This window comes from Fenollaria sporofastidiosus (genome assembly GCF_943169635.2).
In the GTDB taxonomy this organism is placed as follows: Bacteria; Bacillota; Clostridia; order Tissierellales; family Peptoniphilaceae; genus Fenollaria; species Fenollaria sporofastidiosus.
Genome location: NZ_OW968186.1, coordinates 104,698 through 129,014 on the forward strand (window position 1 = coordinate 104,698; position 24,317 = coordinate 129,014).

Annotated in this window: 25 protein-coding genes and 1 other annotated feature; of the genes, 6 read left to right on the forward strand and 19 right to left on the reverse strand. The window is 36.6% G+C overall.

The genetic code is table 11. From position 1 onward, the window contains the following. Positions 1-43: 43 nt before the first annotated feature. The 5 genes from KO172_RS00585 (at position 44) to KO172_RS00605 (ending at position 6,110) form a co-directional block, all read left to right on the forward strand. The gene (locus tag KO172_RS00585) at positions 44-832 is read left to right on the forward strand and encodes an HAD family hydrolase (RefSeq protein ID WP_215491668.1); all 789 of its coding nucleotides are present in this window, start codon (positions 44-46) and stop codon (positions 830-832) included. A 64-nt stretch (positions 833-896) separates the two neighbouring features. Further along, complete coding sequence (gene murJ, locus KO172_RS00590; RefSeq protein WP_215491669.1) at positions 897-2,447, forward strand: murein biosynthesis integral membrane protein MurJ; 1,551 nt, start codon at positions 897-899, stop codon at positions 2,445-2,447. Continuing rightward, complete coding sequence (locus tag KO172_RS00595) at positions 2,437-4,185, forward strand: ABC transporter ATP-binding protein (RefSeq protein WP_215491670.1); 1,749 nt, start codon at positions 2,437-2,439, stop codon at positions 4,183-4,185. Before murJ ends, KO172_RS00595 begins: the two co-directional genes overlap by 11 nt. A 78-nt stretch (positions 4,186-4,263) precedes the next feature. Continuing rightward, positions 4,264-5,151: a protease complex subunit PrcB family protein gene (locus tag KO172_RS00600; protein ID WP_215491671.1), complete on the forward strand. Its 888-nt coding sequence runs from the start codon at positions 4,264-4,266 to the stop codon at positions 5,149-5,151. 131 nt (positions 5,152-5,282) lie between these two features. Further along, positions 5,283-6,110 (forward strand): C39 family peptidase, encoded by an 828-nt coding sequence (locus tag KO172_RS00605; protein WP_215491672.1) that lies wholly within the window; start codon positions 5,283-5,285, stop codon positions 6,108-6,110. A gap of 45 nt (positions 6,111-6,155) precedes the next feature. Here KO172_RS00605 and KO172_RS00610 read toward each other — a convergent pair whose 3' ends face one another. The 13 genes from KO172_RS00610 to cysS all read right to left on the reverse strand — a co-directional run bounded on the left by KO172_RS00610 (position 6,156) and on the right by cysS (position 14,982). Beyond that, positions 6,156-6,641, reverse strand: a complete 486-nt coding sequence (locus tag KO172_RS00610) for a GNAT family N-acetyltransferase (protein ID WP_215491673.1) — start codon at positions 6,639-6,641, stop codon at positions 6,156-6,158. A gap of 67 nt (positions 6,642-6,708) precedes the next feature. After that, positions 6,709-7,089, reverse strand: coding sequence for a 50S ribosomal protein L7/L12 (gene rplL / locus KO172_RS00615; protein ID WP_479680623.1), 381 nt, complete (start codon positions 7,087-7,089; stop codon positions 6,709-6,711). A gap of 22 nt (positions 7,090-7,111) precedes the next feature. Continuing rightward, a complete protein-coding gene (gene rplJ, locus KO172_RS00620; protein WP_374047643.1) occupies positions 7,112-7,648 on the reverse strand; it encodes a 50S ribosomal protein L10 in 537 nt (178 codons plus the stop codon). Between the two features lie 55 nt (positions 7,649-7,703). After that, positions 7,704-7,817: a sequence feature (ribosomal protein L10 leader region), on the reverse strand. A gap of 53 nt (positions 7,818-7,870) precedes the next feature. Beyond that, a complete protein-coding gene (gene rplA / locus KO172_RS00625) occupies positions 7,871-8,569 on the reverse strand; it encodes a 50S ribosomal protein L1 (RefSeq protein ID WP_215491675.1) in 699 nt (232 codons plus the stop codon). 51 nt (positions 8,570-8,620) lie between these two features. Then, entirely contained in the window at positions 8,621-9,046 is a 426-nt protein-coding gene (gene rplK / locus KO172_RS00630) for a 50S ribosomal protein L11 (RefSeq protein ID WP_215491676.1), read from the reverse strand. Between the two features lie 61 nt (positions 9,047-9,107). Next, positions 9,108-9,704, reverse strand: coding sequence for a transcription termination/antitermination protein NusG (nusG, locus tag KO172_RS00635; protein ID WP_251320098.1), 597 nt, complete (start codon positions 9,702-9,704; stop codon positions 9,108-9,110). 2 nt (positions 9,705-9,706) lie between these two features. Continuing rightward, positions 9,707-9,898, reverse strand: a complete 192-nt coding sequence (secE, locus tag KO172_RS00640; protein WP_215491677.1) for a preprotein translocase subunit SecE — start codon at positions 9,896-9,898, stop codon at positions 9,707-9,709. Between the two features lie 18 nt (positions 9,899-9,916). Then, the gene (gene rpmG / locus KO172_RS00645) at positions 9,917-10,066 is read right to left on the reverse strand and encodes a 50S ribosomal protein L33 (protein WP_019213927.1); all 150 of its coding nucleotides are present in this window, start codon (positions 10,064-10,066) and stop codon (positions 9,917-9,919) included. Positions 10,067-10,207: 141 nt separating this feature from the next. Next, positions 10,208-11,902 (reverse strand): S-layer homology domain-containing protein, encoded by a 1,695-nt coding sequence (locus KO172_RS00650; RefSeq protein WP_215491678.1) that lies wholly within the window; start codon positions 11,900-11,902, stop codon positions 10,208-10,210. A 19-nt stretch (positions 11,903-11,921) separates the two neighbouring features. Next, positions 11,922-12,440 carry an NYN domain-containing protein gene (locus KO172_RS00655; RefSeq protein ID WP_215491679.1) on the reverse strand — a complete coding sequence of 173 codons (519 nt, stop codon included), beginning with the start codon at positions 12,438-12,440 and terminating at the stop codon, positions 11,922-11,924. Further along, positions 12,421-13,167 carry a 23S rRNA (guanosine(2251)-2'-O)-methyltransferase RlmB gene (rlmB, locus tag KO172_RS00660; protein WP_215491680.1) on the reverse strand — a complete coding sequence of 249 codons (747 nt, stop codon included), beginning with the start codon at positions 13,165-13,167 and terminating at the stop codon, positions 12,421-12,423. The genes KO172_RS00655 and rlmB overlap by 20 nt, the downstream gene beginning before the upstream one ends. Position 13,168: 1 nt before the next feature. Further along, entirely contained in the window at positions 13,169-13,585 is a 417-nt protein-coding gene (locus tag KO172_RS00665) for a Mini-ribonuclease 3 (RefSeq protein ID WP_215491681.1), read from the reverse strand. Then, complete coding sequence (cysS, locus tag KO172_RS00670; protein WP_215491682.1) at positions 13,570-14,982, reverse strand: cysteine--tRNA ligase; 1,413 nt, start codon at positions 14,980-14,982, stop codon at positions 13,570-13,572. Before cysS ends, KO172_RS00665 begins: the two co-directional genes overlap by 16 nt. A 354-nt stretch (positions 14,983-15,336) precedes the next feature. Between cysS and KO172_RS00675 the strand changes: the two genes are divergently transcribed. Beyond that, positions 15,337-16,641 (forward strand): CAP and S-layer homology domain-containing protein, encoded by a 1,305-nt coding sequence (locus KO172_RS00675; protein ID WP_215491683.1) that lies wholly within the window; start codon positions 15,337-15,339, stop codon positions 16,639-16,641. A gap of 127 nt (positions 16,642-16,768) precedes the next feature. Here KO172_RS00675 and KO172_RS00680 read toward each other — a convergent pair whose 3' ends face one another. The 6 genes from KO172_RS00680 to KO172_RS00705 all read right to left on the reverse strand — a co-directional run bounded on the left by KO172_RS00680 (position 16,769) and on the right by KO172_RS00705 (position 24,317). Further along, a complete protein-coding gene (locus KO172_RS00680) occupies positions 16,769-17,380 on the reverse strand; it encodes a class I SAM-dependent methyltransferase (protein ID WP_215491684.1) in 612 nt (203 codons plus the stop codon). 261 nt (positions 17,381-17,641) lie between these two features. Beyond that, positions 17,642-17,842 carry a hypothetical protein gene (locus KO172_RS08280; RefSeq protein WP_445080623.1) on the reverse strand — a complete coding sequence of 67 codons (201 nt, stop codon included), beginning with the start codon at positions 17,840-17,842 and terminating at the stop codon, positions 17,642-17,644. 233 nt (positions 17,843-18,075) lie between these two features. Continuing rightward, positions 18,076-19,806, reverse strand: coding sequence for an ABC transporter ATP-binding protein (locus KO172_RS00690; RefSeq protein WP_215491685.1), 1,731 nt, complete (start codon positions 19,804-19,806; stop codon positions 18,076-18,078). Between the two features lie 14 nt (positions 19,807-19,820). After that, on the reverse strand, positions 19,821-21,542 hold the full coding sequence (locus KO172_RS00695; RefSeq protein WP_215491686.1) for an ABC transporter ATP-binding protein: 1,722 nt from the start codon (positions 21,540-21,542) through the stop codon (positions 19,821-19,823). 12 nt (positions 21,543-21,554) lie between these two features. Continuing rightward, the gene (locus KO172_RS00700; RefSeq protein WP_215491687.1) at positions 21,555-22,133 is read right to left on the reverse strand and encodes an MptD family putative ECF transporter S component; all 579 of its coding nucleotides are present in this window, start codon (positions 22,131-22,133) and stop codon (positions 21,555-21,557) included. A gap of 18 nt (positions 22,134-22,151) precedes the next feature. Continuing rightward, entirely contained in the window at positions 22,152-24,317 is a 2,166-nt protein-coding gene (locus tag KO172_RS00705) for an ATP-binding cassette domain-containing protein (protein ID WP_215491688.1), read from the reverse strand.

The window sequence follows — 24,317 nt, forward strand, 5'->3', positions numbered from 1 at the left end:
TCACTCATCATATTGGGTATCATATGTCTATTGGAGGTGCAATATGAAATTAAATAATATAAAGGCAGCGTTCTTTGATATGGATGGCACTATAGTAAGCTTCACTTCGCATACTATAAGTGAGAGGGACATAGCTGCGATTAATAAATTAAGAGAGAGAGGGATTAAGGTCTTCATCTCCTCAGGTCGTGATGAGAGTAACATAAAGAAGGTCTTAGACAAGACTCTTGAGGTCGATGGCTATGTGTCGATGAATGGTAACCTTAACGTTGTTAATGACGAGGCGGTATCTAAGTACTTTATGCCATATGATGATGTTAAGTTTTTAGTAGATGCATCAGATAGGTTTGGCTTTGCCTTATCGCTCTTTACTGAAGAAGGCGTCTTCTTGAACAGAATCGATGATAGGGTTCACGCCGTGCATGACTATGTAGAGGTGCCTATGCCGAAGGTCATTGACTTTAATAAGCTCGACTTAAGTAGAATCTTTCAAATGAATACCTACACTACTAGAGCCTTTGATGAGGAGCATCTTGTTCCCTATGTAAAGAACACTGTCTTTAAAAGGTGGAACGACGACTTTGCTGACATCAACAGCGCGTCTACATCGAAACTTCACGGTATACATGACATCATTAATAAGCTCGGCATCGATATAAAAGATACCATCAGTTTCGGTGACAGTGAAAATGACCTTGAGATGATAAAGGGTACTGGCATCTCTGTCGCACTAGGTAATGCCATGGACATCATCAAAGATGCTGCGACATATATAACAAAGGACTGCGACGAGTCAGGATCTGCTCACTTCATCGAAAACTACATCTTATAAGCTTGATTTTTTCTATGCTATGTGATAAAATTCAAGAAGAATTTAAAATAAAAGAGGTTTATAGATGTCAAATAAAAAAACTGTTATAAAATCATTGGCAATGATATCCGTCTTCACGCTTATAAGTAAGATCATGGGCTTCTTCAGAGAGACCATGATAGCGTCGAAGTACGGTGCCAATCTTGAAACTGATATGTACACTGCTGCAACAACTGCAGTTATCTTTTTAATAGGTGCACTAGGTAGTGGTCTTAACACAACACTAGTGCCTATCTTTTCAGAGGTAGAAGAAAAGGAAGGCAAGCGTGGCAAGCTTAAGTTCATGAACAAGATTATGAACATCATAGGTCTTATATCCATAGTCCTATGCGTTCTTGCATACATCTTTGCTCCTTTCATCACTAAGGCCATAGCTAAGGGCTTCACAGGCGAAACTCTTGCCTACACAAGCTACCTTATGAAGATAGGTATACCTATCATACTTTTCTTGTCGATCACGTATATTTTCTCAAGCTTTTTACAATCTGAGAACGTTTTTGGTCCCTATGCCATCATGGGCATACCATACAACTTAATCTACATCTTCTTCCTTATCTTCTTTGCAAGAAAAGGTAACATTGACCTGCTTATGTTCATAAGCGTTGTCGCAGCGTCTATGCAGTTTCTTATACAGCTTCCTGCTGTTAAGCACAAAAGGTATAGATTCACACCTGACCTTGACTTCAAAGATCCATACGTACAGAAGATGTTTAAGCTTATCGTTCCTATACTCATAGGATCGAGCGCATACCAAATCAACCTTGTTGTAGATAAAACTCTAGCCTCAGAGCTAGTAAGTGGATCCATCTCGGTTCTAAACTATTCATCCAAGATATATCTTATGATTATATCCGTCTTTATTATGGCACTGACAACTGTTATCTTCCCTAAGCTATCGTCTTCTATGGTTAGAAACGAAAGCAAGGAAATCAGAAGCATAATCAGTGAAAGCGTTGACACGGTTGCGCTTATCACTCTACCTGCTACCTTTGCCATAGTCTTTTTAAGCTACCCTATAGTCGAGATTTTATTCCAAAGGAATATGTTTAACGAAACAGCGACACTTATGACATCGGGTGCGCTAACATTCTATATACTTGGACTCTTCTTTGCATCGCTTAGGATGATATTTGAGAAGGTCTTTTATTCAATGCAAAAAACGAGGATACCTATGATCAACGGTCTCATAGCCGTTGCAGTTAACATAGGCTTCGACATCATACTAGTTAGGTTTATGCAGCATAGAGGCCTTGCCCTTGCGACATCCATCTCTTCACTAGTTTCGGCAACAACACTATACATCAGTTTGAAGAAGGTTTATCCAGACATCGAGATCAAAGATAATCTTATCTCGCTACTAAAGATACTCGCCTCTTCCATACTCATGGCGGTGACTATGTACTTACTTTTCACTCTTGGAGTAAAAGTTTTAGGCGAAAAGAAGATAGTGAAGTTCCTGACTATGGCTGTCACTGGATGCATCTCTCTAGGCATATACCTTGTATCACTTAAGGCTCTAAAGGTACACGCTTTAGATGCTGTATTAAACTTCAAAAGGAGGACTAATGAAAAATAAAGAACTAATCAAACGCTTTTTACCCTACTTTAAAAAATATAGAAAAGTACTATTCCTAGACTTGTTCTGCGCTGTTCTAACAACAGTGTGTGAACTAGTCTTTCCTTTATTATTAAGAAGCATCACTAACACTGCTTCGAAAGACATCTTACTCGTAACTAATGAGTATATATTAAAGGTTGTATTTATCTACTTTTCCTTACGTATAGTTGAGATAGTTGCGCAGTTCTACATGACTAAGGTCGGTCACATCATGGGCGCATACATAGAAAAGGATATGCGTAGCGACGCCTTTAATCATTTGCAGCACCTATCAGATAGTTTCTATAACAACACTAAGGTCGGACAAATCATGGCGAGGATTACCAATGACCTCTTCGATGTAACAGAGTTCGCGCACCATTGCCCAGAAGAGTTCCTTATAGCAGGAGTGAAGATATTCATCTCCTTCATCATCTTGGTAAGGATCAATGTCTTATTAACCGTAGTCATGTTTACCATGATACCGATTATGATCTACGCATCAAGCTCGTACAATCACAAGATGCGCCGCGCCTTCAAAGAGCAAAGAGACCACATAGGCGACTTAAACTCTGGACTTGAAGACTCGCTGCTTGGCTCCAAGGTCGTTAAGTCCTTCGCCAATGAAGATGTTGAAGTAGAAAAGTTTGAGAAAGACAACGACAAGTTCCTTGAAATCAAAAAGAAGAGATACACATACATGGCAGGCTTTGCGACAGTAAACAGAATATTCGACGCCATCATGTATACTATGATCATAGGTATAGGCGGCTTCTTAATCAAGGCTGGCAAGATATCCGCAGGAGACATGATAGCCTACGTTTTATTCGCAACAAGCCTTCTTACAACCATCAAAAGGATAGTCGACTTCATGGAGAACTTCAACGCCGGCATGACTGGCATAGAACGCTTCATCGAGATTATGGATACAGACGTGGACATCTTCGACAAGGAAGATGCAGTAGAATTAAAAGATGTTAAGGGCCACATCGAGTTCAAGGACGTAAGCTTTGCCTACCCTGACGACAAGAACAAAGTCCTATCAAATATCAACCTAACAGTTAATGAGGGCGAATCCGTTGCCATAGTAGGACCATCAGGCTCAGGTAAGACTACTTTGGTAAACCTTATACCGCGCTTCTACGATGTTACTAAAGGCGAGATACTAATCGATGGCAAGAACATCAAAGACTTCACACTAAAGTCACTAAGACAAAACATCGGCTCAGTGCAACAAGAAGTCTACCTATTCAGCGGCACTATACTAGAGAACATCAAGTATGGTAAGATAGACGCTAAGAAAGAAGAAGTCATCAACGCAGCAAAGCTTGCAGGCGCCTACGACTTCATCATGGAACTAAAAGACGGCTTCAATACCTACGTTGGTGAGCGTGGCGTTAAGCTATCAGGTGGACAAAAGCAAAGAATCGCCATCGCGAGAGTCTTCCTAAAGAATCCAAAAGTTCTTATACTTGACGAGGCAACATCTGCTCTTGACAACACTAGTGAAAGACTTATACAAGAGTCGCTTGAAAAGCTTTCACAAGGAAGAACAACACTAACCATAGCACACAGACTATCGACTATAAAGAACGCAAAGAAGATCATAGTCCTTACAGACGACGGCATCAAAGAAAGTGGTACACACGACGAGCTTATGTCCAAGAAAGGTCTATACTACGAACTATATACTGGCTCGCTTCTTGATCTTAAATAATTTAACACTTTTGTAATCTCTTTTTATGCATTTCTATGTTATAATTAACTTAGTAATCATAGTAAAGGAGGAAAACATATGAAGAAAAGAATAATAAGCGCCCTACTTTTAATTGTAATTTTGCTTACAAGCACAGCCATGGCCATGGATACACCAAAATTAAAAGGACACTGGGCAAAGGATAAGATCGATACAGGCTTTATGGATAAATATTTCGCAGAGCTTGCAAAAGAAAAGTACGCAAAGTTCGATCCGAACGCTCCACTATCTGCCATAGTTTTCGCCAAGGCACTTGAAGACCTCTCAAACGAGTACGGCTACTTCAAGGTCAATATATATGCTAACTCCGAAACACTTACGAGAGAAAAGATGATCGACTACATCTTTGACGGTGTGAAGAACATAAAGTTTTCGCGTAATGACAATAAAGAGCTTGACTTCACAGACATCGAAGACATGGACAAAATCAGAAAAGAAAAGCTAGGCTACCTTGTAAACAAAGGCATCATATATGGTAACATTAACAAGACTTACGCACCAAAGAACAAGCTTAGTCAGGCAGAAGGCATACTAGTCGTGCAAAGGATATACGAGATCTTGAAGGCAAACGAGGGCGAGAAGAACGCAAAGAACCTCTCCTTCGAAGTGCAAAACATCTCAGAAGGACTTAGCAACAACGACCAAAACATCTACTACAAGAAAGTTGATGATCAAGTGCTCATTACCTTCACACTAAAGTTTCCTAGTCCCGGCTACGAAGTCGGTGTAGAAAAAGTACTGCTTAGTGAAGGCAAGATAACGATATATCCGCAAGTGCATGCACCCGGACCTAAAACAATAACCCTTCAAGTCATCGCATACAAGACAGTGACACTTGCACTAAACGCAAGCGAAACAGGAGACGGACCATTTAGCATCAAAGTTATAGGTAATGATGACAACAATCTTGAAATTAATACTAGATAATAAAATTAAGCACTTCATTATTGATGAGGTGCTTTTTTCATGTCAAAACACAAATTTAAGAAATTCTTAAGACTTATTTAAGAAAAAATTAAGAATTGCCTTGTATAATGAGATTATGAAAGGATGATCTTATGCGTTATATTGACCCCGATAGTAAAACATATAAAAGGAGAAGTGCTAAACGCAGCGGCAGAAGAAGAAAGAGAAGCAAAGCTAGAAGATTAGTCTTCTTCGTCGTTGTGCTTCTAGCCTTATACCTAGTCTTTGGAAGAAATATTTTAAAAAGAGCCTACAATAGACTCTACTCCTTTGTAGAAAGGTCGAGCCTTGCTAGACTCATAGTTCCTAGCCCATACACAACTATAAAAATGGATACTAACGAAAAGTACGCAGGACTTGGTCAAGAAAAAACTTCCGGCGATGGATATTTCACAAAGTTCACAACAGTGGATGCTAATAAAAAAACTTATATTGAGTATAAACAAAATATCGACCCGTGGAAGAATAATGATTATTGGAACGGCAATATGGAAGACTACGGCTGTGGCATCACAGCTATGTCCATAGTTTTGTCTGGCTACGGTCAAAATCTTACGCCAGAAGACTTAAGGACAAAGTACTACCCTCGCCTTGATTATGCCAAGCTTTCAAAAGAGCTAAAAAGCTATGGCGTAGACAACACAGACTTTTATTTCGATGCAAAATCTTTATCAAGTGAGAGCATCATTAATCATCTTAAAACGAATAGGCCTGTTATAGTATGCATATGGAACAAGCCTGAAGAGAACCGCTTCACGAGTAAGTCACACTACATGGTGCTCTTAGCAGCAACAGATGATGGCAAAGTCTACATCTCAAACCCCAACGGCGGCGAAAACGACTACAGAAGCTCAGGCTGGTACTACATCGACGAGATACTTCCTTACCTAGCCAAGGCGATGTACATCACATCTTATTAATACACAAAACACCCTATCAATCGATAAGGTGTTTTTTTGCATCCGTTATTCACTTTTTACTAGTTGATACGCCCTTCTCTCGTCGCCGCTTTTTAGATAAATGATGCCAGTGTATGCAAAGCCCAATTTCTTTAGCAGCATGCACATGGTCTTGTTATCTTCGTGAGTGTCAATGCGCACATTGTCCACCGTCCTCATCGCATAGTTAACAGCGTCCCTAAGCAAGTGAGTGCCCCTACCCTTGCTCGCTATCCTGTGAATAACCGCGTATCTTTCATCATTAAGCCACGCGCCATCAATCACTTCATACGTCTCCTCGCCCGCGTAGCTCAGCATGAAAACCCCGTACACGCCCTCAGGGCCCTCAGCTACATACAAGTCTCCCCTTGCTATGTCAGTAAGTAGCGCCTCTTCGTCAGGGTATTTATCACTCCACTGCTTCATATTGCCCTCAGCACGCATCTTCGCCTTCGCTTCCTCGTATATAGGCATGATACTCTCTATATCGTCCTTCTTTGCCTTTCTAATCATAAATCCTCCTACGTATATGTATAAAAAAGGCAGCCCCTATGGACTGCCTTTCGCATTGTTTCTTAAATTACTTTAATGTAACTTTTGCTCCAACTTCTTCAAGTTTCTTCTTCATTTCGTCAGCTTCTGCCTTTGGTGCAGCTTCTTTGATTGTCTTAGGAGCGCCATCTACTAGGTCTTTAGCTTCTTTTAAGCCTAGGCCAGTGATTTCTCTAACTACTTTGATAACTTTAATCTTTTCAGCGCCTGCTTCTTCAAGAACAACGTCGAAATCTGTTTTTTCTTCTGCTGCTGGAGCTGCTCCGCCTGCTGCTGGTGCTGCTGCAACTGCAACTGGTGCTGCTGCTGATACTCCGAATTCTTCTTCTAGTGCTTTAACTAGTTCTGATAATTCTAATACTGTAAGTGATTTTACTTCTTCAATTAAATTTGTAACTTTTTCTGACATTATAAATACCTCCAAAAATTTTTTATGCTTCTTTTGCTTTTTGTTCAGCAATTTGGTTAAGAGCTACAACTAAGCCCTTCATAGTTCCATTTAATACATTGGCAAAGCCTTGGATTGGTCCGTTTAAGCCACCAAGTACTTGTGCGATAAGAACTTCCTTCGATGGTAGTTCTGATAATTGTTTTAATTGATCAAGTCCAAAGATGTCTTTGTTAACTAAACCAACTTTGATTTCAAGTTTGTCGTTTCCTTTTGCAAACTTGTATGCTACTTTTGCAGCTGAGCTTGGGTCGTCGTATGCAAATGCTACTGCATTTGTTCCTTCCAAGTACTCGTCTAGTCCTTCAACGCCGATTTCGTGTAGAGCAAATCTAAGCATTGTGTTTTTGTATACTTTGTACTCTACGTTGTTTTCTCTGCATTGTTTTCTAAGGTCTGTAACGTCTGCAACGTTTAATCCTTTGTAGTCCATAAGAACTACGGATTCTGATTTTTCAAGTTTTTCTTTAATTTCTTGAACTACTTGTTTCTTTTGTTCTAAAACATGTTCTTTCACTATTTCACCTCCACTGGAAAAATAGGAACCTTAGCTCTCGGCTAAGCCCGTTTAAGTCTATGTCAATAAAAAACCCTCTTATAGACATAAGGGGGTTGATACTGGCTATCTATCCTCGGTAGGTAATTAAGCTTAACGCTCCTACTGTCTACGGTTATATATTCCTATTAAATTAACTCTGCTAACTAGTTTATTATATCAAATGCTTTGTGAGTTGTCAACAGTTTATTCAGTAATTTTTGAGCTGTTTACTCTTACTCCAGGACCCATAGTCGATGTAAGTGTAACTGATCTTAAATACTTTCCTTTTGCTGCAGCTGGTTTAGCTTTGATGATAGCTGACATGATAGCGTCAAAGTTTTCTCCAAGCTTTTCAGGGCCGAATGATACTTTTCCGATAGGGCAGTGAATAATGTTTGCTTTGTCTAAACGATATTCTACTTTACCAGCTTTGATATCTTTGATTGCCTTTTCAAGTTCGAATGTAACTGTTCCTGACTTAGGGTTTGGCATTAAGCCCTTAGGTCCTAGTACCTTACCTAGTCTACCGATAAGACCCATAGTATCTGGTGTTGCAACGATAACGTCGAAGTCGAACCAGTTTTCTTTTTGAATCTTTTCAACCATGTCTTCTGCTCCAACATAGTCTGCGCCTGCTTGTTTAGCTTCTTCTTGTTTGTCTGCCTTTGCGATAACTAAAACTTTTTTAGTTTTACCTGTACCGTGTGGTAGTACTACTGCGCCTCTTACTTGTTGGTCTGCATATCTTGAGTCAACACCTAATCTGCAGTGTAGTTCAACAGTTTCGTCAAATTTAGCCTTTGCTAGTTTAACTACTAGACCGATGGCATCTTTTGCGTCAAAGTATTCTTGTCTATCGAATTCTTTTAAACTGTCTTGGTATTTTTTACCTCTTTTTGCCATTTTCTAACCTCCTTGTGGTATTAACGATTTTTCTCCCACCTGTAAGTAGAATTACTCTTCTACTTCAACGCCCATACTTCTTGCAGTTCCAGCAACCATGCTCATAGCTGCTTCTACACTTGCTGCATTTAAGTCTGGCATCTTCAATTCTGCGATCTCCTTAACTTGATCTTTTGTAAGTTTTGCTACTTTCTTCTTGTTTGGTTCGCCTGAACCGCTTTGAATGTTAAGAGCTTTCTTGATCAATACTGGAGCTGGTGGTGTCTTTGTGATAAAAGTAAATGATCTGTCTTGATATACTGTTAAAACAACTGGTATAATTAGACCTACTTTATCTTGAGTCTTAGCATTGAACTCCTTTGTAAATTGCATAATATTTACGCCGTGTGGTCCAAGTGCAGTTCCTACCGGTGGTGCAGGTGTAGCTTTTCCAGCCGGTATTTGAAGTTTGACAATTGCACTAACTTTTTTTGCCATATTCGCACCTCCTCGATTATTGTGCTAATGCACTTATATATATTATCTTAAATGATAATAGCTATTTAGTGATAGGGCTTACTTGGTAGTATTCAAACTCTACTAGTGTGTCCCTACCGAACATATTAACAGAACACTTTATTGTTCCTGCGTCTTCGTTGACTGAATCTACAACTGCTTCGAAACCCTTGAACGGTCCGTCTGTAACGGCTAGGTGGTCTCCGTGTTTGTAGTTTATGTCTTTCTTTGTATCGTCGATTATCGACTTTGTATGAACGCCTAGGTTATAAAGTTCTTTCTCTGTTAATGGTATTGGTTTTGATTGTGGTCCAACAAAACCTGTTACTCCTCTGGTATTTCTTACTAGATACCATGATTTATCGTTGATAATCATCTTGACTAGCACGTAGCTTGGGAATATCTTTCTGGATTTGATTTTTTTGACGCCATCCTTTTTTTCTACGTATTCTTCTGTAGGCACTTCAACTTTAAACACTCCGTCAGCTGTGCCACGATTAACTATCATCTTTTCAATTGTAGCTTTTACCTTGTTTTCATATCCTGAATACGTATGGATTACATACCATTGGGCATCTGCTTCTCTATCTGATAAATCGATAGATGTAGCTTTGTTTTCGTTTAAATCTAAATCACTCATTGTTATTTAATAAATAGTTTAAATAATGCACCAATTCCCAGGTCAATAAGGTAAACTAATGCTGCTACTGCAACGCTAATTCCAATTACAACTAATGTGTAATTAGTTAAATCCTTTTTACTAGGCCAAATAACTTTTCTCATTTCAGCTTTAACGCCTTTTAAGAATGTACCTGTTTTACCTTTCTTTTCCATGCTATCAACTCCTAAAAATTATTTTGTTTCCTTATGTGCTGTGTGTTTCTTGCAGAACTTGCAATACTTTTGAAGTTCAATTCTTTCTGTTGTGTTCTTTTTATTCTTCTTTGTTGTGTAATTTCTTTGATTGCATTCTGTACAAGCTAATACGACCTTTTCTCTCATTATATACACCTCCTACTCATATAATACTCTAAAAAGTATTATACAACTACCTATATATATTATCGTAGTTTCGTCAATTTGTCAAGCGTTTTTTAAATTATTTTGATATAAAATTTATTATATTATTCGTCACTCTTTATATTAGTCGTCATATCTGTATTTATATCTGTTGTCATAGCCGTTGTCATATCTATAGTCATCGTATCTATAGTCATATCTGTCGTTTGACTTGTAGCGATCACCAAAGCCATTTTTATCAAGGCCATCGTTTAAACAGCCGCTGTTTGCACTTGGATACTTACTTTCGTTCCACCTGTGATCTTTTGACATCTCTCTATCGTCTATAAGAAAATACTTATACCTAAGCATATCTCTTCCACTGCTTGAAACAGGGTCGTCCCACGTAGTATCTATATGATAAAGCCTTCCATCAATCTCAACTAAGTTCCAAGCGTGTCCGCCCCAGCCTGAAGAGTTATTTGCCTCGCCACTTATTAATTGCGATTTTAATCCAACTTCTTTAGCAAGTAGCTCAAAAGTTTCCGCATATCCTTGACAAATTGCGATGCCGTACTTGAATATTGATATAGGTGAGTAGACGTTGAGTCCGTTTTGAAGTTCATAGTTACCTGATTTGTATTGATCGTAGGCATATTTTGTCTTATTAACTATCCAGTCATGTATATACTTTACTTTGTCGTAGTCGCTTCTGCCATTAAGCTCGCGAACCATATCATCGATTTGGCTTAGATACGTCTCTAGTTCATCTTTTGATACTGGATACTCATACTTTAGTGTTACTTTATTACCGCTTTCGCTATAGCTTTTGGGTACGGCTCCAAAGTGTTCTTTGAATTTTACTGCATCGGTTGCTAAGAAAGCACTTGAGTACTTACTCTTGTATGCATATGGGTTGTATGTGAATGTAAATGTCTCTTCACGGTTTCTAAGTGCTACTCTTAGTTTTTCTAGAGCTTCTTCATATGAGTTTACAAAATCTTTTGATTCACGAGCTTTTTCAAGTTCACTTTTTTGGGATATCTCACTTTGGTTTTGCACATTATTTTCTTGTGTAGTATTTGTATCGTTATCCATAAAATTAAAGAGATTTTGTTTAAATTCATCTATCATATTGTTAAGGTCGTTCGCTGCTCCAACATTGTAGTTTTCTCTTAATCCTACTACGTTAAAATCGAAATTAAAAAGATTGTTTTCTTTAGCATGATTTAATTCGTCCCTATCTATGAAGATGTTTTTTGTTTGCATATTATATATAAGACTTGCGACTTCAGCTCTCGAAAGTGGACTTGCTGGATTAACTTTATTTTTGTTATCTCCTCTAACGATGCCCATGTCTTTTAAAATGCAAAAATCTCTCACACGTTTAACTAGCTTACTATCGTTAAATGTTAAATTTGCTTGCGGCGTTTTATTTGGAAATAATTGCCCAAGTAGTCCAAAAGCTTCGTCTCTTGTAATCAAAGCACTGCCATCAAAGTAAATTCCATTTTTTATAAGTCCTAAGGCTACCAAATCATTTAAATATGCTGAGAACCAATCGTTTGGAACAACATCTTGTGACTGAAGAATGTAGTCTTGATTGTCAAAACCTTTTAGTTTTGCAAGTATCGTTACGAACTCTGCTCTTGTAATCTTTTTGTTCGGTTTGAATGTACCGTCTTGGTATCCTGTGAAGTATCCAAGATTCGATGTGTACTCTATATATGGTTTTGCCCAATGCTTTGCTACATCGGTAAATGTTTGTGCGTCTGTCTTATTAGTGAATGTGCAAAGAAGTACAAATGCTAGCAATGCGAGTATAAATTTTTTCTTCATAATTACCTCCAAAGTATATTTATAAATTTAAATCTTTTAGCTTTTCTAGTTCTGTCTCATCGATGCCGGATATCTTCATATTGTTTATCATGTTAATCTTCTTCGAAATTCTCTTTTGTGTTCGCTTTGAGTTCTCTATCTCTATTGCAAGCTCTCTAGAGCTAAGTCTTGAAGCGCCTCTTTGAAAGATGAGGCTCTGCTCTGCAAGGTCACTGGTTGCGACTCTGATTCTATAGCCATATGGCATATTCGCAACTTCTCTTTCGATATATGAGTCTGCTGTAATATTCTCTTTAGTAAAAACTATCTCAAGACCCTTGACTATTTTCTTTTCGCCTTGATTGCCTTTAATGAGGTGACCGTCGTAGACTAGTATGATGCGTTCTTTGTTGTAGCGCATGTACTCTTCTAGGATGTTCTCTAATTCATCGCGAGCTGCCTCTAGCGACTCTTCCTTTCTATCTCTCAAATGCTCCCAAGAGTTGATGATGTTGTAGCCATCAACAAAGAGTATCTGCCTAAGCTTTTTCTTTTTCATCCTTTTGTCTTAAGATTTCATACATGGCAATAGCTGCCGCATTTGATGCGTTTAGTGAGTTTGTTTTGCCAAACATAGGTAGGCTAATGATAGCGTCGCAGTTCTTTCTTACTAAGTCCGAAAGCCCCTTGCCTTCTGAGCCAACTACTAGTGCAACCGGGCCTAATAGGTTTGCCTTTGTGTACTTTTCTCCGTCCATATCAAGGCCGTAGATCCAAACGTTTCTTTCCTTAAGCTCGTTTATGGTTTGGTTAAGGTTTGTCACGTTTACGACTAGCATGTTGTCAACTGCGCCTGCTGATGCCTTGTAAACTGTTTCATTAACCATGGCTGACCTTCTCTTTGGTATGATGACTGCGTGCACTCCTGCGCACTCAGCTGTTCTGATGATGGCGCCAAGGTTGTGTGTGTCTTCTATGCCATCTAAGATTACGAAAAATGGATCCTCGCCCTTTTCTTCTGCAAGCTTAAAGCCATCTTCCAATGTTTTATATTCGAAGCCTGCTGTGAATGCAACGACTCCTTGATGCACCTCGCCCTTTGATAGTGAGTCAAGCTTTTCTCTCTCTACTCTTTGAACTATGATGCCATGTTCATTCGCAAGGCTTAGTATTCTACCTATAGAGCCTTTTAGCTCGCCCTTTTGCACATATAATTTGTCGATGGCTCTATCATTTTTCAAAAGTTCCATAACGGGATTTCTTCCGTATATATATTGTTCTTCCAATTTAATCCTCCAAACATTTCTTAACTAAATCTAGTAGTCTAGTGTAGTCTTTCTTCAAAAACAGATATGCAATGAGAGCTTCAAAGCCTGTTGATACCTTGTATGCACTGTTGTCTGTGTTCTTAGGTGCCTTGTGTGACTTGTGGTTTCTGGCTCTTTTAAATACATAAAGCTCGTCTTCCGTGAGATCTTCCTTAATTTTCTCAAAGGCATCTCTTTGCGCATAGGCACTTACATACTTTGTCGATAGCTTTTGCAGCTCGTACGCCTTTAGCGGTTCTTTCGCAATGTAGTAGCGCACGAAGAGCTCGTAGACAGCGTCGCCAATGTAGGCAAGCCTTATAGGGCTCATCTCGTTTATCTCGGCATCAGAGTACTCTATGCCGAAAAGCTCTGTTATATCTAGATCCTTTCCCATCTTTGTCCGTCTTTGCTATCTATAATCTTTATGCCCATAGCTAGTAAGTCATCTCTGATCTTGTCTGCCTTAGCATAATCTTTATTTGCTCTTGCTTCGTTTCTTTCGTCTATCATCTTTTTAATCTTGTCTTCATCTTCGCCAAGTGATGCATCTGACTCATCTTCTTTCATTACGGCTTCGCTATCGTCAAGACCTAGAACTCTTAATAAATCGTTTAGCTTTGCTTCGATGTACTTCGCGCTTTCGTAGTCGTCGTCTCCAAGCTTGTTTATGATCTTAACTATGTTAAAAATCCTTGTAAGTGCGTCCGCAGTGTTGAAGTCATCGCTCATAGCTGCAATAAAGCCTGCTACTTCATTATCAACGTCTTTGATAATCTCGTCTGAGGCTTTTTTGCCTGTATCCTTAATGGCTTCAAGCCTCTTAAGAGCGTTGTGTATCCTCTTAATCGAGTTCTTTGCGCCTTCCATGCCTTCTTTTGTAAAGTTCATAGGCTTTCTGTAGTGAGTCGATAGTATAAAGAACCTAACAGTATCCTTGTCGTAGTCATCAAGCAAAGCTTTAAGCAAGATGAAATTGCCTAGTGACTTACTCATCTTCTTGCCATCGACATTGACCATGCCGTTGTGTAACCAATACTTAGCGAATGGCTTACCTGTTAGAGCCTCACTTTGCTGAATTTCATTCTCATGATGAGGAAACTCTAGGTCGCTACCGCCAGCATGTATATCAAGCGTATCTCCTAGTATCGCCCTACTCATAGCCGAGCACTCAATGTGCCAGCCAGGTCTACCGTCTGACCATGGTGATGCCCAGTGCGGTTCGTTTGGTTTAGCCTTCTTCCATAGAGCAAAGTCTAGTGGATTCTTCTTCTTTTCATTTATATCAACTCTTAAGCCTGAGATAAGGTCGTCTATGTTCTTCTTTGAAAGCTTGCCGTAGTCCTTCGCCTTAGTAGTGTCGAAGTAGACATCTCCATCGGACTCATAAGCAGCGCCTTTCTCGATAAGACCCTTGATGAAGTCTATGATCTCGTCCATATGCTCAGTCGCTCTTGGGTTGATGTTACGATAGTCATATATGCCTAGTCTAGTAGCAACTTCTTTGAAGCGTTCAATGTACTTTTCAGCAACTTCGTTTGAAGTGATGCCACTTTCGTTCGCTTTATTAATTATCTTGTCGTCTACGTCAGTGAAGTTAAAAACATACTTTACGTCGTAGCCCATGAATATCAAAAATCTTCTAACTGTATCAAATACAACTAAAGGTCTGGCATTGCCTACATGTATATCGTTATAAACAGTAGGACCACAACAATAAAAGTTCACCTTAGTATCGTTTATAGGTTTGAATTCTTCTACTAAACCACTTAGTGTGTTGTGTAATTTAATCATAATTGCCTCCTTGTATAATAATATAGTTATTTTATCATATAAATGGCTTTTAGTCAATCGTTTTGAGCTCCATAGAAGCTAAGTTTTAAGCGTGAAAGACGTTGTATATAGTAGTGAGTCACTTATATATTATGAGGCTTCATATGTAGTATGAGGCTTCATATATAGTGAGTGGCTTCATATATAGTGAGTGGCTTCATATATAGTGAGAGGCGTGCTATATAGTAGGTGGCTACCTATATAGTGAGAGGCTTAGTATGTCTCTTTGCGTTTACTTAAGATGCCCTTTATGATATAATGAAGAAAGTAAGCAAAGAATATTTGCCAAGATTATAAAAAAACATGGAGGTTAAAATGAAAAATTTAAAAAGACTATGCGCTTTAATGCTAGTATTTGCTAGCATACTTTTCTTGAGTGAGAATGCATTTGCGTTTACTGATGTAGACAGCTCTGACTACTACTACAAAGCCATAACTGAGCTTTCAAGTAAGGGTATAATTAACGGCTATGCAGATGGAAGCTTCAAGGTATACAATCAAATCACTAGAGCTGAGGTTGCGGCGATACTTGCAAAGGCCTTTAACTATGACGATGCAAGTGCGAATACATCATTCAAAGATTTGAAAGCTGAGAGCTGGGCCTTTGAGCCTGTTATGAAGGTAGTGAACAAAAACATCATGTCAGGTGTTGGAGACGGGTTTTTCAAACCGCAAAACAATATTAGAGAGAACGAACTTATGAAGATAGCTGTCTCTATACTTGGACTTGACGAGTATGCAATCAAGGCTGGTGCATGGCCAAACGGCTACAGAAACGTTGCACAAGACATCGGCATATACAGCTTTGCCGGTGATGGTAGTAAGTTTCTTAATAGAGGCGAAGTGGCGTTGATCGTACACAATATCCTTACTTACAAGGAGCTAATGAATGCTGATGAAAGCAAGGGACTTGTACTAGGCGGCAAGAATTGCTACATCGGTATGAGTAGTAGTGAGTTTGGAAGTCCTGATGAAGTACTTAACTCTAAATATAAGGACGCTTCATGGTACGTTTATGGCACAGGTGACTACGATAACTTCTACGCTGTCCTAGTGAAAAATGATCTAGCAATAGGTTTCTTGTCTTCTGGCAATGGCTTTAAGTACAAAAATTATAAAGCAGGAGATACTACAAGTGAAGACATTCCTGAGCTAGATACAGATAAAAATGACGGCAATATCATTCACGCACTTTACTACGTTTCAAAAAGTGTTGATTATGATCAAGATAAGAATGATTACTCAGGAGAGGAGAAGATAAACTTCCACCTAGTAAATGCTTTTAGAAAGTTCCACAGACTAAATACTTTGCGTTGGGACGAAATACTAGCTGAAACTGCTAGACGTCATAGTGATGATATGCTTAAGAAAGGCTACTTCAGTCACATAAACCTTGAAGGCAAGAGTCCATTTGACAGGATGCAAGATATGGGCATCACATATTATTCGGCAGGCGAAAACATTGCATATAACTACGGTGATGGCTATGGTTCATATGTTGCCTGGGTTAATTCAAAGGGTCACAGAAAAAATATTCTAAATTCATCTTACAATACACTTGGCGTTGGTATAGCCTGTGACGGATCCTTATACGCTACACAAAACTTCATAGGAAGATAGTTTATAGTAAATTCATAACTATATCGAATAAAAATACCCTCCTTACTGGTTTGTCCAGTAAAGAGGGTATATATCATTTGGGATCTACTTCTCCTAAAAATTTATTTTTCATTATTCACAAATTTTTTTATAATTTTCTAGCTAAAAATACTAGATGCTCTTTCTCGTTCAGATGGTATTCGCATTTAAATCCTATCTTATTTAATGTTTCTGTGAGATATTCGGGAGAATAAACTTCAAAATCTAGCATATCCGCCCATTTTTTTATGTTTTTATGCTCTCTATATGCTCCTTCGTTGCATATTAGAAACTGACCGTCCTTAACTAAAACACGATGGATTTCCCTAAAAGATACTTCTATATTCTTCCAAAAATAAATTGTTTCAAAGGCAGTTACTATATTTATGGATTCATCTTCAAAAGGTAGTTTAGACACGTCTGCTTCAATAATTTTACACCTGCCATCTCTTATAGCTTCGCTATTTACTGAACTTGCTATATCTACACTTGTTTTAGAATAGTCCATTCCATATACTTTTTTAGCCTTTGTTAAGAAGTATTGAACATTACGTCCACCGCCACATCCTAGATCTAAAACTACATCCGAGGTTTTAATATTCAGAAAGGATCTGCCCCATTTAGCCAATTTTTCGTGACCAATGTTCATTCCTTTCACCATGAAGCGACCGCCGAAATTATTTTTAGGATTTTTTACATTTTCAAAAAATTTTTTTAACATTTTTATCTCCTGCCTCCCGTTGATAACTATTATCAGTGTAATTTTATCATAAATTTTACGTTTATTCAATAATATATCCTATCCACCTTGATATTTGCCAGATTTTCGATAATCGAAATTCTTGATTTCCGATTTTCGGAATTCTGGACTTCTGCTTTTCGGAAGTCTTGTTTTTTGTATCTAAGGGTGTAACTTTTCGTTACTCCCTTTAGATTTCTCTGGTCATATCTTTTTTGCTTGGTTTTACTTCTACAATTTTTTCTAAGACTTTTTTTCATCTATGATGTTGTCTACAAAATGTCCTTCATGATCCAGTGCTGAAATTGATATGTCATTGTGCTTCCACTCCTTTCTTTGGAAATACTTTTCATGTTCTGTTATCTTCCAGTAGGCTTTGTAGACTTCTTCGCTTACAGGTACGGCTTTGCCTTTTACATAAAGGTAATATTCTTTATTAGCCATTGTGTTATCCTTCTTTTCTTTTTCTCTGTTTTGCTTTTTGAGAATAAAAAAAGAGGACTTCTACACTTTGGCGTAAAAAGTCCTCCGAAAATAACAATCAAATTAACTCTTATTGTTATTGAATTATTTAATTTTTGTGTGAAAAGTTACTTTCAAAAACTTTTATTATCAAAAAACATCGTCATCTCCCATTAAATACTCATTTATTTAGTCAAAGATCAAAATAGATGTATTTACTTAAAACTCCATTTATTTGCTTGCTCTCTTATTGAAATGAATGATTTATATATCCCATCTTGAGTTATAAGCTCATTATGCGTTCCTTCTTGTACTATTTCCCCTTTATCTAAAACTATGATGTTGTCTGCTTTCCTAACAGTTTCTAATCTGTGTGCAATCATAATAACTGTTTTATTCTGTACTAAATTATCGATGGCTTGCAAAATATGGTGTTCATTTTCTACATCTAAAGCACTGGTAAATTCATCTAAAATCACAATGGGAGCATCTTTGAGTATTGCTCTAGCTATCGCTATTCTTTGTTTTTCTCCACCGGATAAAGTGCTACCCGCTTCACCAATTTTAGTTTCGTATCCTTTTTGCAAGCTTTTTATAAAGTCATGACAGCTCGCTTTTTTTGCAGCGGATATAACATCCTCATCACTGGCATTTGGCTTTGCCAAACGAATATTATTCATAATTGTATCTTCAAACAAATACACATTTTGAAATACCATACTTATATTTTTCATCAATTCTTCGGTGGAGATATTTGTTATTTTTGCTCCACCAATCAGAATTTCTCCTTCGCTTACATCATAAAATCTCGGTATAAGCTTGCAAAACGTTGTTTTTCCTGAACCTGAAGGTCCGATAATCGCTGTAAGTGTGTTCGGTTTAAGAGCTACTGATACTCCCTTTAAAACTTCTACTTTTCCGTAAGAAAAACTCACGTTTTTAAATTCTATTTCGTTGGATTTTATATTTTGAATAGGTGATAATACCTTTATTTCTTCAGCATTTTCCATACTGCTTATATCCTTTAGTGAACTATCTAAAAGTCCAATCATAGAAAGAATAGAACCTGCTTGACTTACAGACTGGAATATTACAAAGCTCATAATCAATAAATTGATGGCTTTTTGAGGAGAAATTTCTCCACTATTCCACATAAAAAACGCATAGCTAATAATCATAATTTCAAACAGCTGTATCGTAAGATTGGCACATATGCTTGAGGGAATAGATTTTTCGGATAAATTTATATTATTAGCACAACTACCATCTATATCTTTTTTTACTCTTTCATCTTTTTCTCCCATACCAAAAGCCTTAATTACGCTTATTCCCTGTATAAATTCAATAGCACTTTCCGTTAATTTTGTTTGTGCTAATTGTCTTTTGGGAGCTTCGCTTCTTGAAATTTTCATTTGATAATTAACTACAAACAAATATGTTAATATGCCTGCAAATATTACAACGGAAACTTTCATTTCATAGTAAGCAAATCCTAAAACTATTGATATAGCAGATAAAATTCCACCTATCACATGAATTAAAATGATTGGTGCAACTTGTTCTACAGTTGAAATGGATGTAGTCAGTGTTGAGTTTATATTTCCTACTGAATTTTTGCTAAAGAACCCTAAATAGAGTTTTTTAAATAATGAGCCAAAATATAACCTTTTATCTTTCGCCATCTCAAATCCAACGGATACAGAACCCAGTTGTGTGAAATAACCAAAACCAAATACGCCGATGATACATACAATTCCGAGTATCATTACCTTATAAATATAATTGTCCATTAAATTGCTATTAAACATGGCGTTTACCGCTAAAATTATTGCTATCATTTTCAGCATAACGAATATGCCTTCTATAAATGATAGAATTAAAATTTTGACTAAACTGCCTTTTCTTTTCTCACTAAAGTTCCATACACTTTTTAGAGCTTCAAACATATTCTCACCTCCAATCAATTTGCTATTTCATATAAATGCTTATACGCAGAACACGACTTAATAAGTTCTTCATGTTTTCCATCGCAAATGATTTTCCCATTTTCCATGTATATGATCTTATCTGCATTTATGACAGTTTTAATTTTATGTGTAATAACAATTAGTGTTTTTTCTTTGGTAAATTCCAGTAACGCTTCTTGAATTTTTTCTTCATTTTCAATATCTGTACTTGCAGTTGCTTCATCTAATATGATAATTGGAGCATTTTTTAGAATTGCTCTGGCGATAGCTATTCTTTGCTTTTCTCCACCGGATAACCTATCCCCTGCGATGGTGTCATATCCATCAGGCAAAGTTACAATAAAATCATGGCAACCGGCTCTTTTAGCAGCTTCTATCACCTCATCATTCGTTGCATCTTTTTTACCTATTCTAATATTTTCCAAAATAGTATCATCAAATAAAAATGTATTTTGATCCACATAGGAGATAAGAGTATTCAGGTCATTCATTGAAAGGTCTTTTACCGCTATACCACCTATTTTTATGTTTCCTTTCTCAAAATCCCAAAATCCGGCTAAAAGTTTCATTAGAGTTGATTTTCCTGAACCTGAAGGACCAATAATTGCAGTCATAGTTTTTTCTTTAATGGTTAAATTCACATCATCAACATCATTTTTTGTCCCATCATAAGAAAATTGTAAATTTTCAAACTCTATGTCGTATGTCATTTTTTCTTTTAAATTAGAATTCTCACTTCTCTTAAGTTCCGGATAATCTAAGATTCCTTTTATTTCCTTAGCAACAGTTCCCATCTGTGCCAATTGGTCAACATAACTGGATGCTTTAACAATCGGTTTAAATATTCCAAGAGAAATCATCATAAACAAAAATAAACTTTGCTCAGTAAGAAACCCATTATTAAAAAATATCAATCCCACAACAATTGTTGGAAATATAGATACAGGAGCTATGCTATAGGAAAGAGACGCATAAATCTGTGAGCTTTTCATCCAGTTTATAGCATACTCCGCATGGCGTATGACTGCATTTTTATATTTAGCATAGGAACTATCTTCCATATTGAAAGTTTTAATTACCTCAATCCCCTTGACATACTCTATAACCGCTTGATTCATATTCTTTTGTGCCTGTACTTGTCCCTCATATTTTTTCTTATATCCAATCATCATAAGCATTCCGATTGATAGTCCAAATATAACCCAAAGAAATATAATCCCGGTAAGCTTAATATTAACTGCAAGCATCCAAACAATCATGGCAATAGGTATCAATAGATTTGCAGTCATCTCAGGAAGTAGATGTGCTAATGTTTTTTCTATATCTTCCACCCTGTCTACCAATATAGTTTTTAATGTTCCACTAGGATTCATATCAAAATATCCCATCGGCAATCTAACAAATTTATCACAAATTGCATATCTTAAGTCCTTTAGTGTTAAGTATGCTGCTTTATGAGATATAAGTGTTGAAATATTTGAAAGCAGCACCCCTGATATTTTGCAGATTATAGTGAAAATCAAGACATATATCATGTTGTTTCCATGAAATCCTTTGAAGATATATCCCGCTAAAATTCCAACAAAAGCATAGGATAACAGTTCGCATAGAACAGAAAGCATACTTAGCATAACAGATAAAATATATCTTTTTTTGTATGGCTTTATAAACGAATCCATTTCTTTAAAAAAGTTTGGTTCTTTCTCTTTTTTCATGACTTTACCCTATTAATTAGCTTCTTTTTCTAAAATATGTTTCCTTACGACCTTGCTACCTATATAAGCTCCTGCGATTGCTGAAACTATAACTAAGGCAAGTAAAATCAGCGTTCCCCAAGAAGAAATCATTTTGCCTGCCGCTATAATATTTGAAGCTAACTCCTTTTGTTTCATGGCTCCTATAGTTTTATTCAAGGCTATTGTATATGGATAAATTACACTTCCAATTGAAGCCAAAGTTTGCTGAATAACATAGCTGATTCCAATAACTTTTAAATTACCATAACCTTTTTTATATAATAAAAACTCTGCTATCAATCCTGAAATTACAAACATCAAAATATATGGTGGATAGAATGCTATCACTCCTTGAATAAGGGAATATATAAAAAACGCTCCTCTTTTTTTCACTTTCACTCCGATAACATAGAAAACAATACCCTGTAATAATGAGTAAAGCACCGGTGTTAAAAGTATGGTAATTGGTGTTGCATACATGAATGTTCCTATCGAAAATATCAAAATGTTACACAATGATAATAAAGTAACTGTAATGATATCTTTCGCTTTCAATTTGTTTTTGTGCATGATTAAGTCCTCCTATTTTTATAAAATATTTATCATCAAAATTACTATCATTCCAATCATCAATATGTAATCGCATAAATTGAACTGTAAAGTAACATAAGATGATTTTTTATGATTTAAAGCAATTCCTCTTGTTTCTGCTGAAGCTGATAAAGTTTCGCCTATTCTTACCACTCGAAAAATGAGTGATACAATCAGAGCCTCAAGATATTCTATTTTTTCTTTTATTATATTTTTATGCTTGCAACTTCCTCTATTTCTAAGCACCTGTCTAAGTAATTTAAAATCATTCCTTAGCACCGGGAAAAACCTGAAAGAAACTGCAAGAATCAATAATAACTTCTCAGGTATTCTTATTTTTCTAAGTCCAGCAAGCATATTTGTTGCCCCTCTACCTCCAAGAATAATAGGAAATAGTAGAAATATTAAAATAAATCTAGGAAACAAATTTGCCGTAAATATTGTAATTTCATTCGGATATATAATCTCAAGACCGTAAATAAGCCCTATAATGACAGAAGTAATTCCTAAAGTCTTGTATCTTCTATTTGCAAGAGAAAAAACGAGAGCTAATAAATTGCATTCAAAAATCAAACTTTTATTGTCGATTCCTACTGCAACCATACAAAGAAGCCAAAACAAAATATTTGTTCTCGGATCTAAAAGATTTTTTTCTCTTTTTGCCGGAGCTTGATCTTCTAAATCTTTTTCAAATATACTTTTAATGCTTTCAATATCTCTATTCTCTTTTACTTCACAAATCCTTTGTATCGTTCCATCATCAAGTTCCAAACATTTATCCGCAACTGATGAAATAAATTCTAAGTCATGGCTAATTGTTATCACGATTTTTTTCTTTTTCATATCGTTTATCAATCCCACTACAGTATCTAAACTTTTTTTGTCCATTCCTGAGGTTGGTTCATCTAAAATAACCACACTTTTATCCGAAAGATACGCCATCATTAAGGTTAATTTTTGCATTTGCCCACCTGAAAGAGAAAATGGATGTCTATCACGATATTTCCACATATCAAACTTTTTAAGTAGAGCTTCTATCTCATCATATTTGTTCCGATTTACACCGTACTTCAGTTCAGATAATACAGAATTTGTAAAAAATTGAAATTCAGCTTCTTGCATAATAAAGAGGCTATCCTGCGATAGCTGCCTATGGCTCAATTCTTTTTCCTTTAGAAAAATTCTTCCCTTTTTTGGTTTCAATAGTCCACATATACATTTTCCTAAGGTGGTTTTACCTGAACCATTTTTGCCAATCAAGCAAGTCACTTCTCCCAAATAAGCTGTAAACGACAAATCATTTAAAATATGTTGTTTTTTATATAAAAAGGATATATTTTTTACCTCTAATTTATCATTGACAACATTAGAACACTTCTTCTGAACCTCAATCTGCTTCAAATCCGTAACTCGTAAACACAAATTATTTAATTCATCCTTAGAAAATATCTTAAAATCGTCCTTATCATACTTTTCATAAAAGCTTCCATTTTTTATTAGCCAGTATTCATCAGCCAACTCTTTCAAATAGTAAAGCCTATGTTCACTGATTATTAGAGTTTTTCCATCTTCTTTTAGAAGCAATAAGATATTTTTCAGTTTTTCTATGGCTAAATAATCTAAGTTTGCAGTTGGCTCGTCAAGTAAAATAATATCCGTATCCATTGCCCAAGCAGACATAATCGCTATTAGTTGACGTTCTCCGCTTGAAAGTTTGAATACTTCCCTGTTTTTCAAATACTCCAAGCCAAATTTTGAAAAAGCTTCTTCTGTTCTTCTTTTTATTATTTCATGGCTTAACCCTTTATTTTCAAGTCCAAAAGATACTTCCGTATCGCTTTCCATCGTAAAAAATTGACTTCTTGGATCTTGAAAAACGGACGAAATCAATTCTCCAACTTCTCCAATGTTCTTGTTTTCTATATTGTTGCTATTTACCAAGATATAGCCATTAAATATCCCATCATAGAACTCCGGTATTAAATGGTTTAAGCACCTAAGTAATGTTGATTTTCCACATCCACTTTCGCCACAAAGAACTATGCAATCTCCTTTTGATATGCTGCCAATTACATCATCTAACGACTTTTCCTTTTTGCCTTCATAGGAAAAATCTATTTTAAAATCTAAAATATTTTCATCCTTCTCGCCTTTATCGTACAT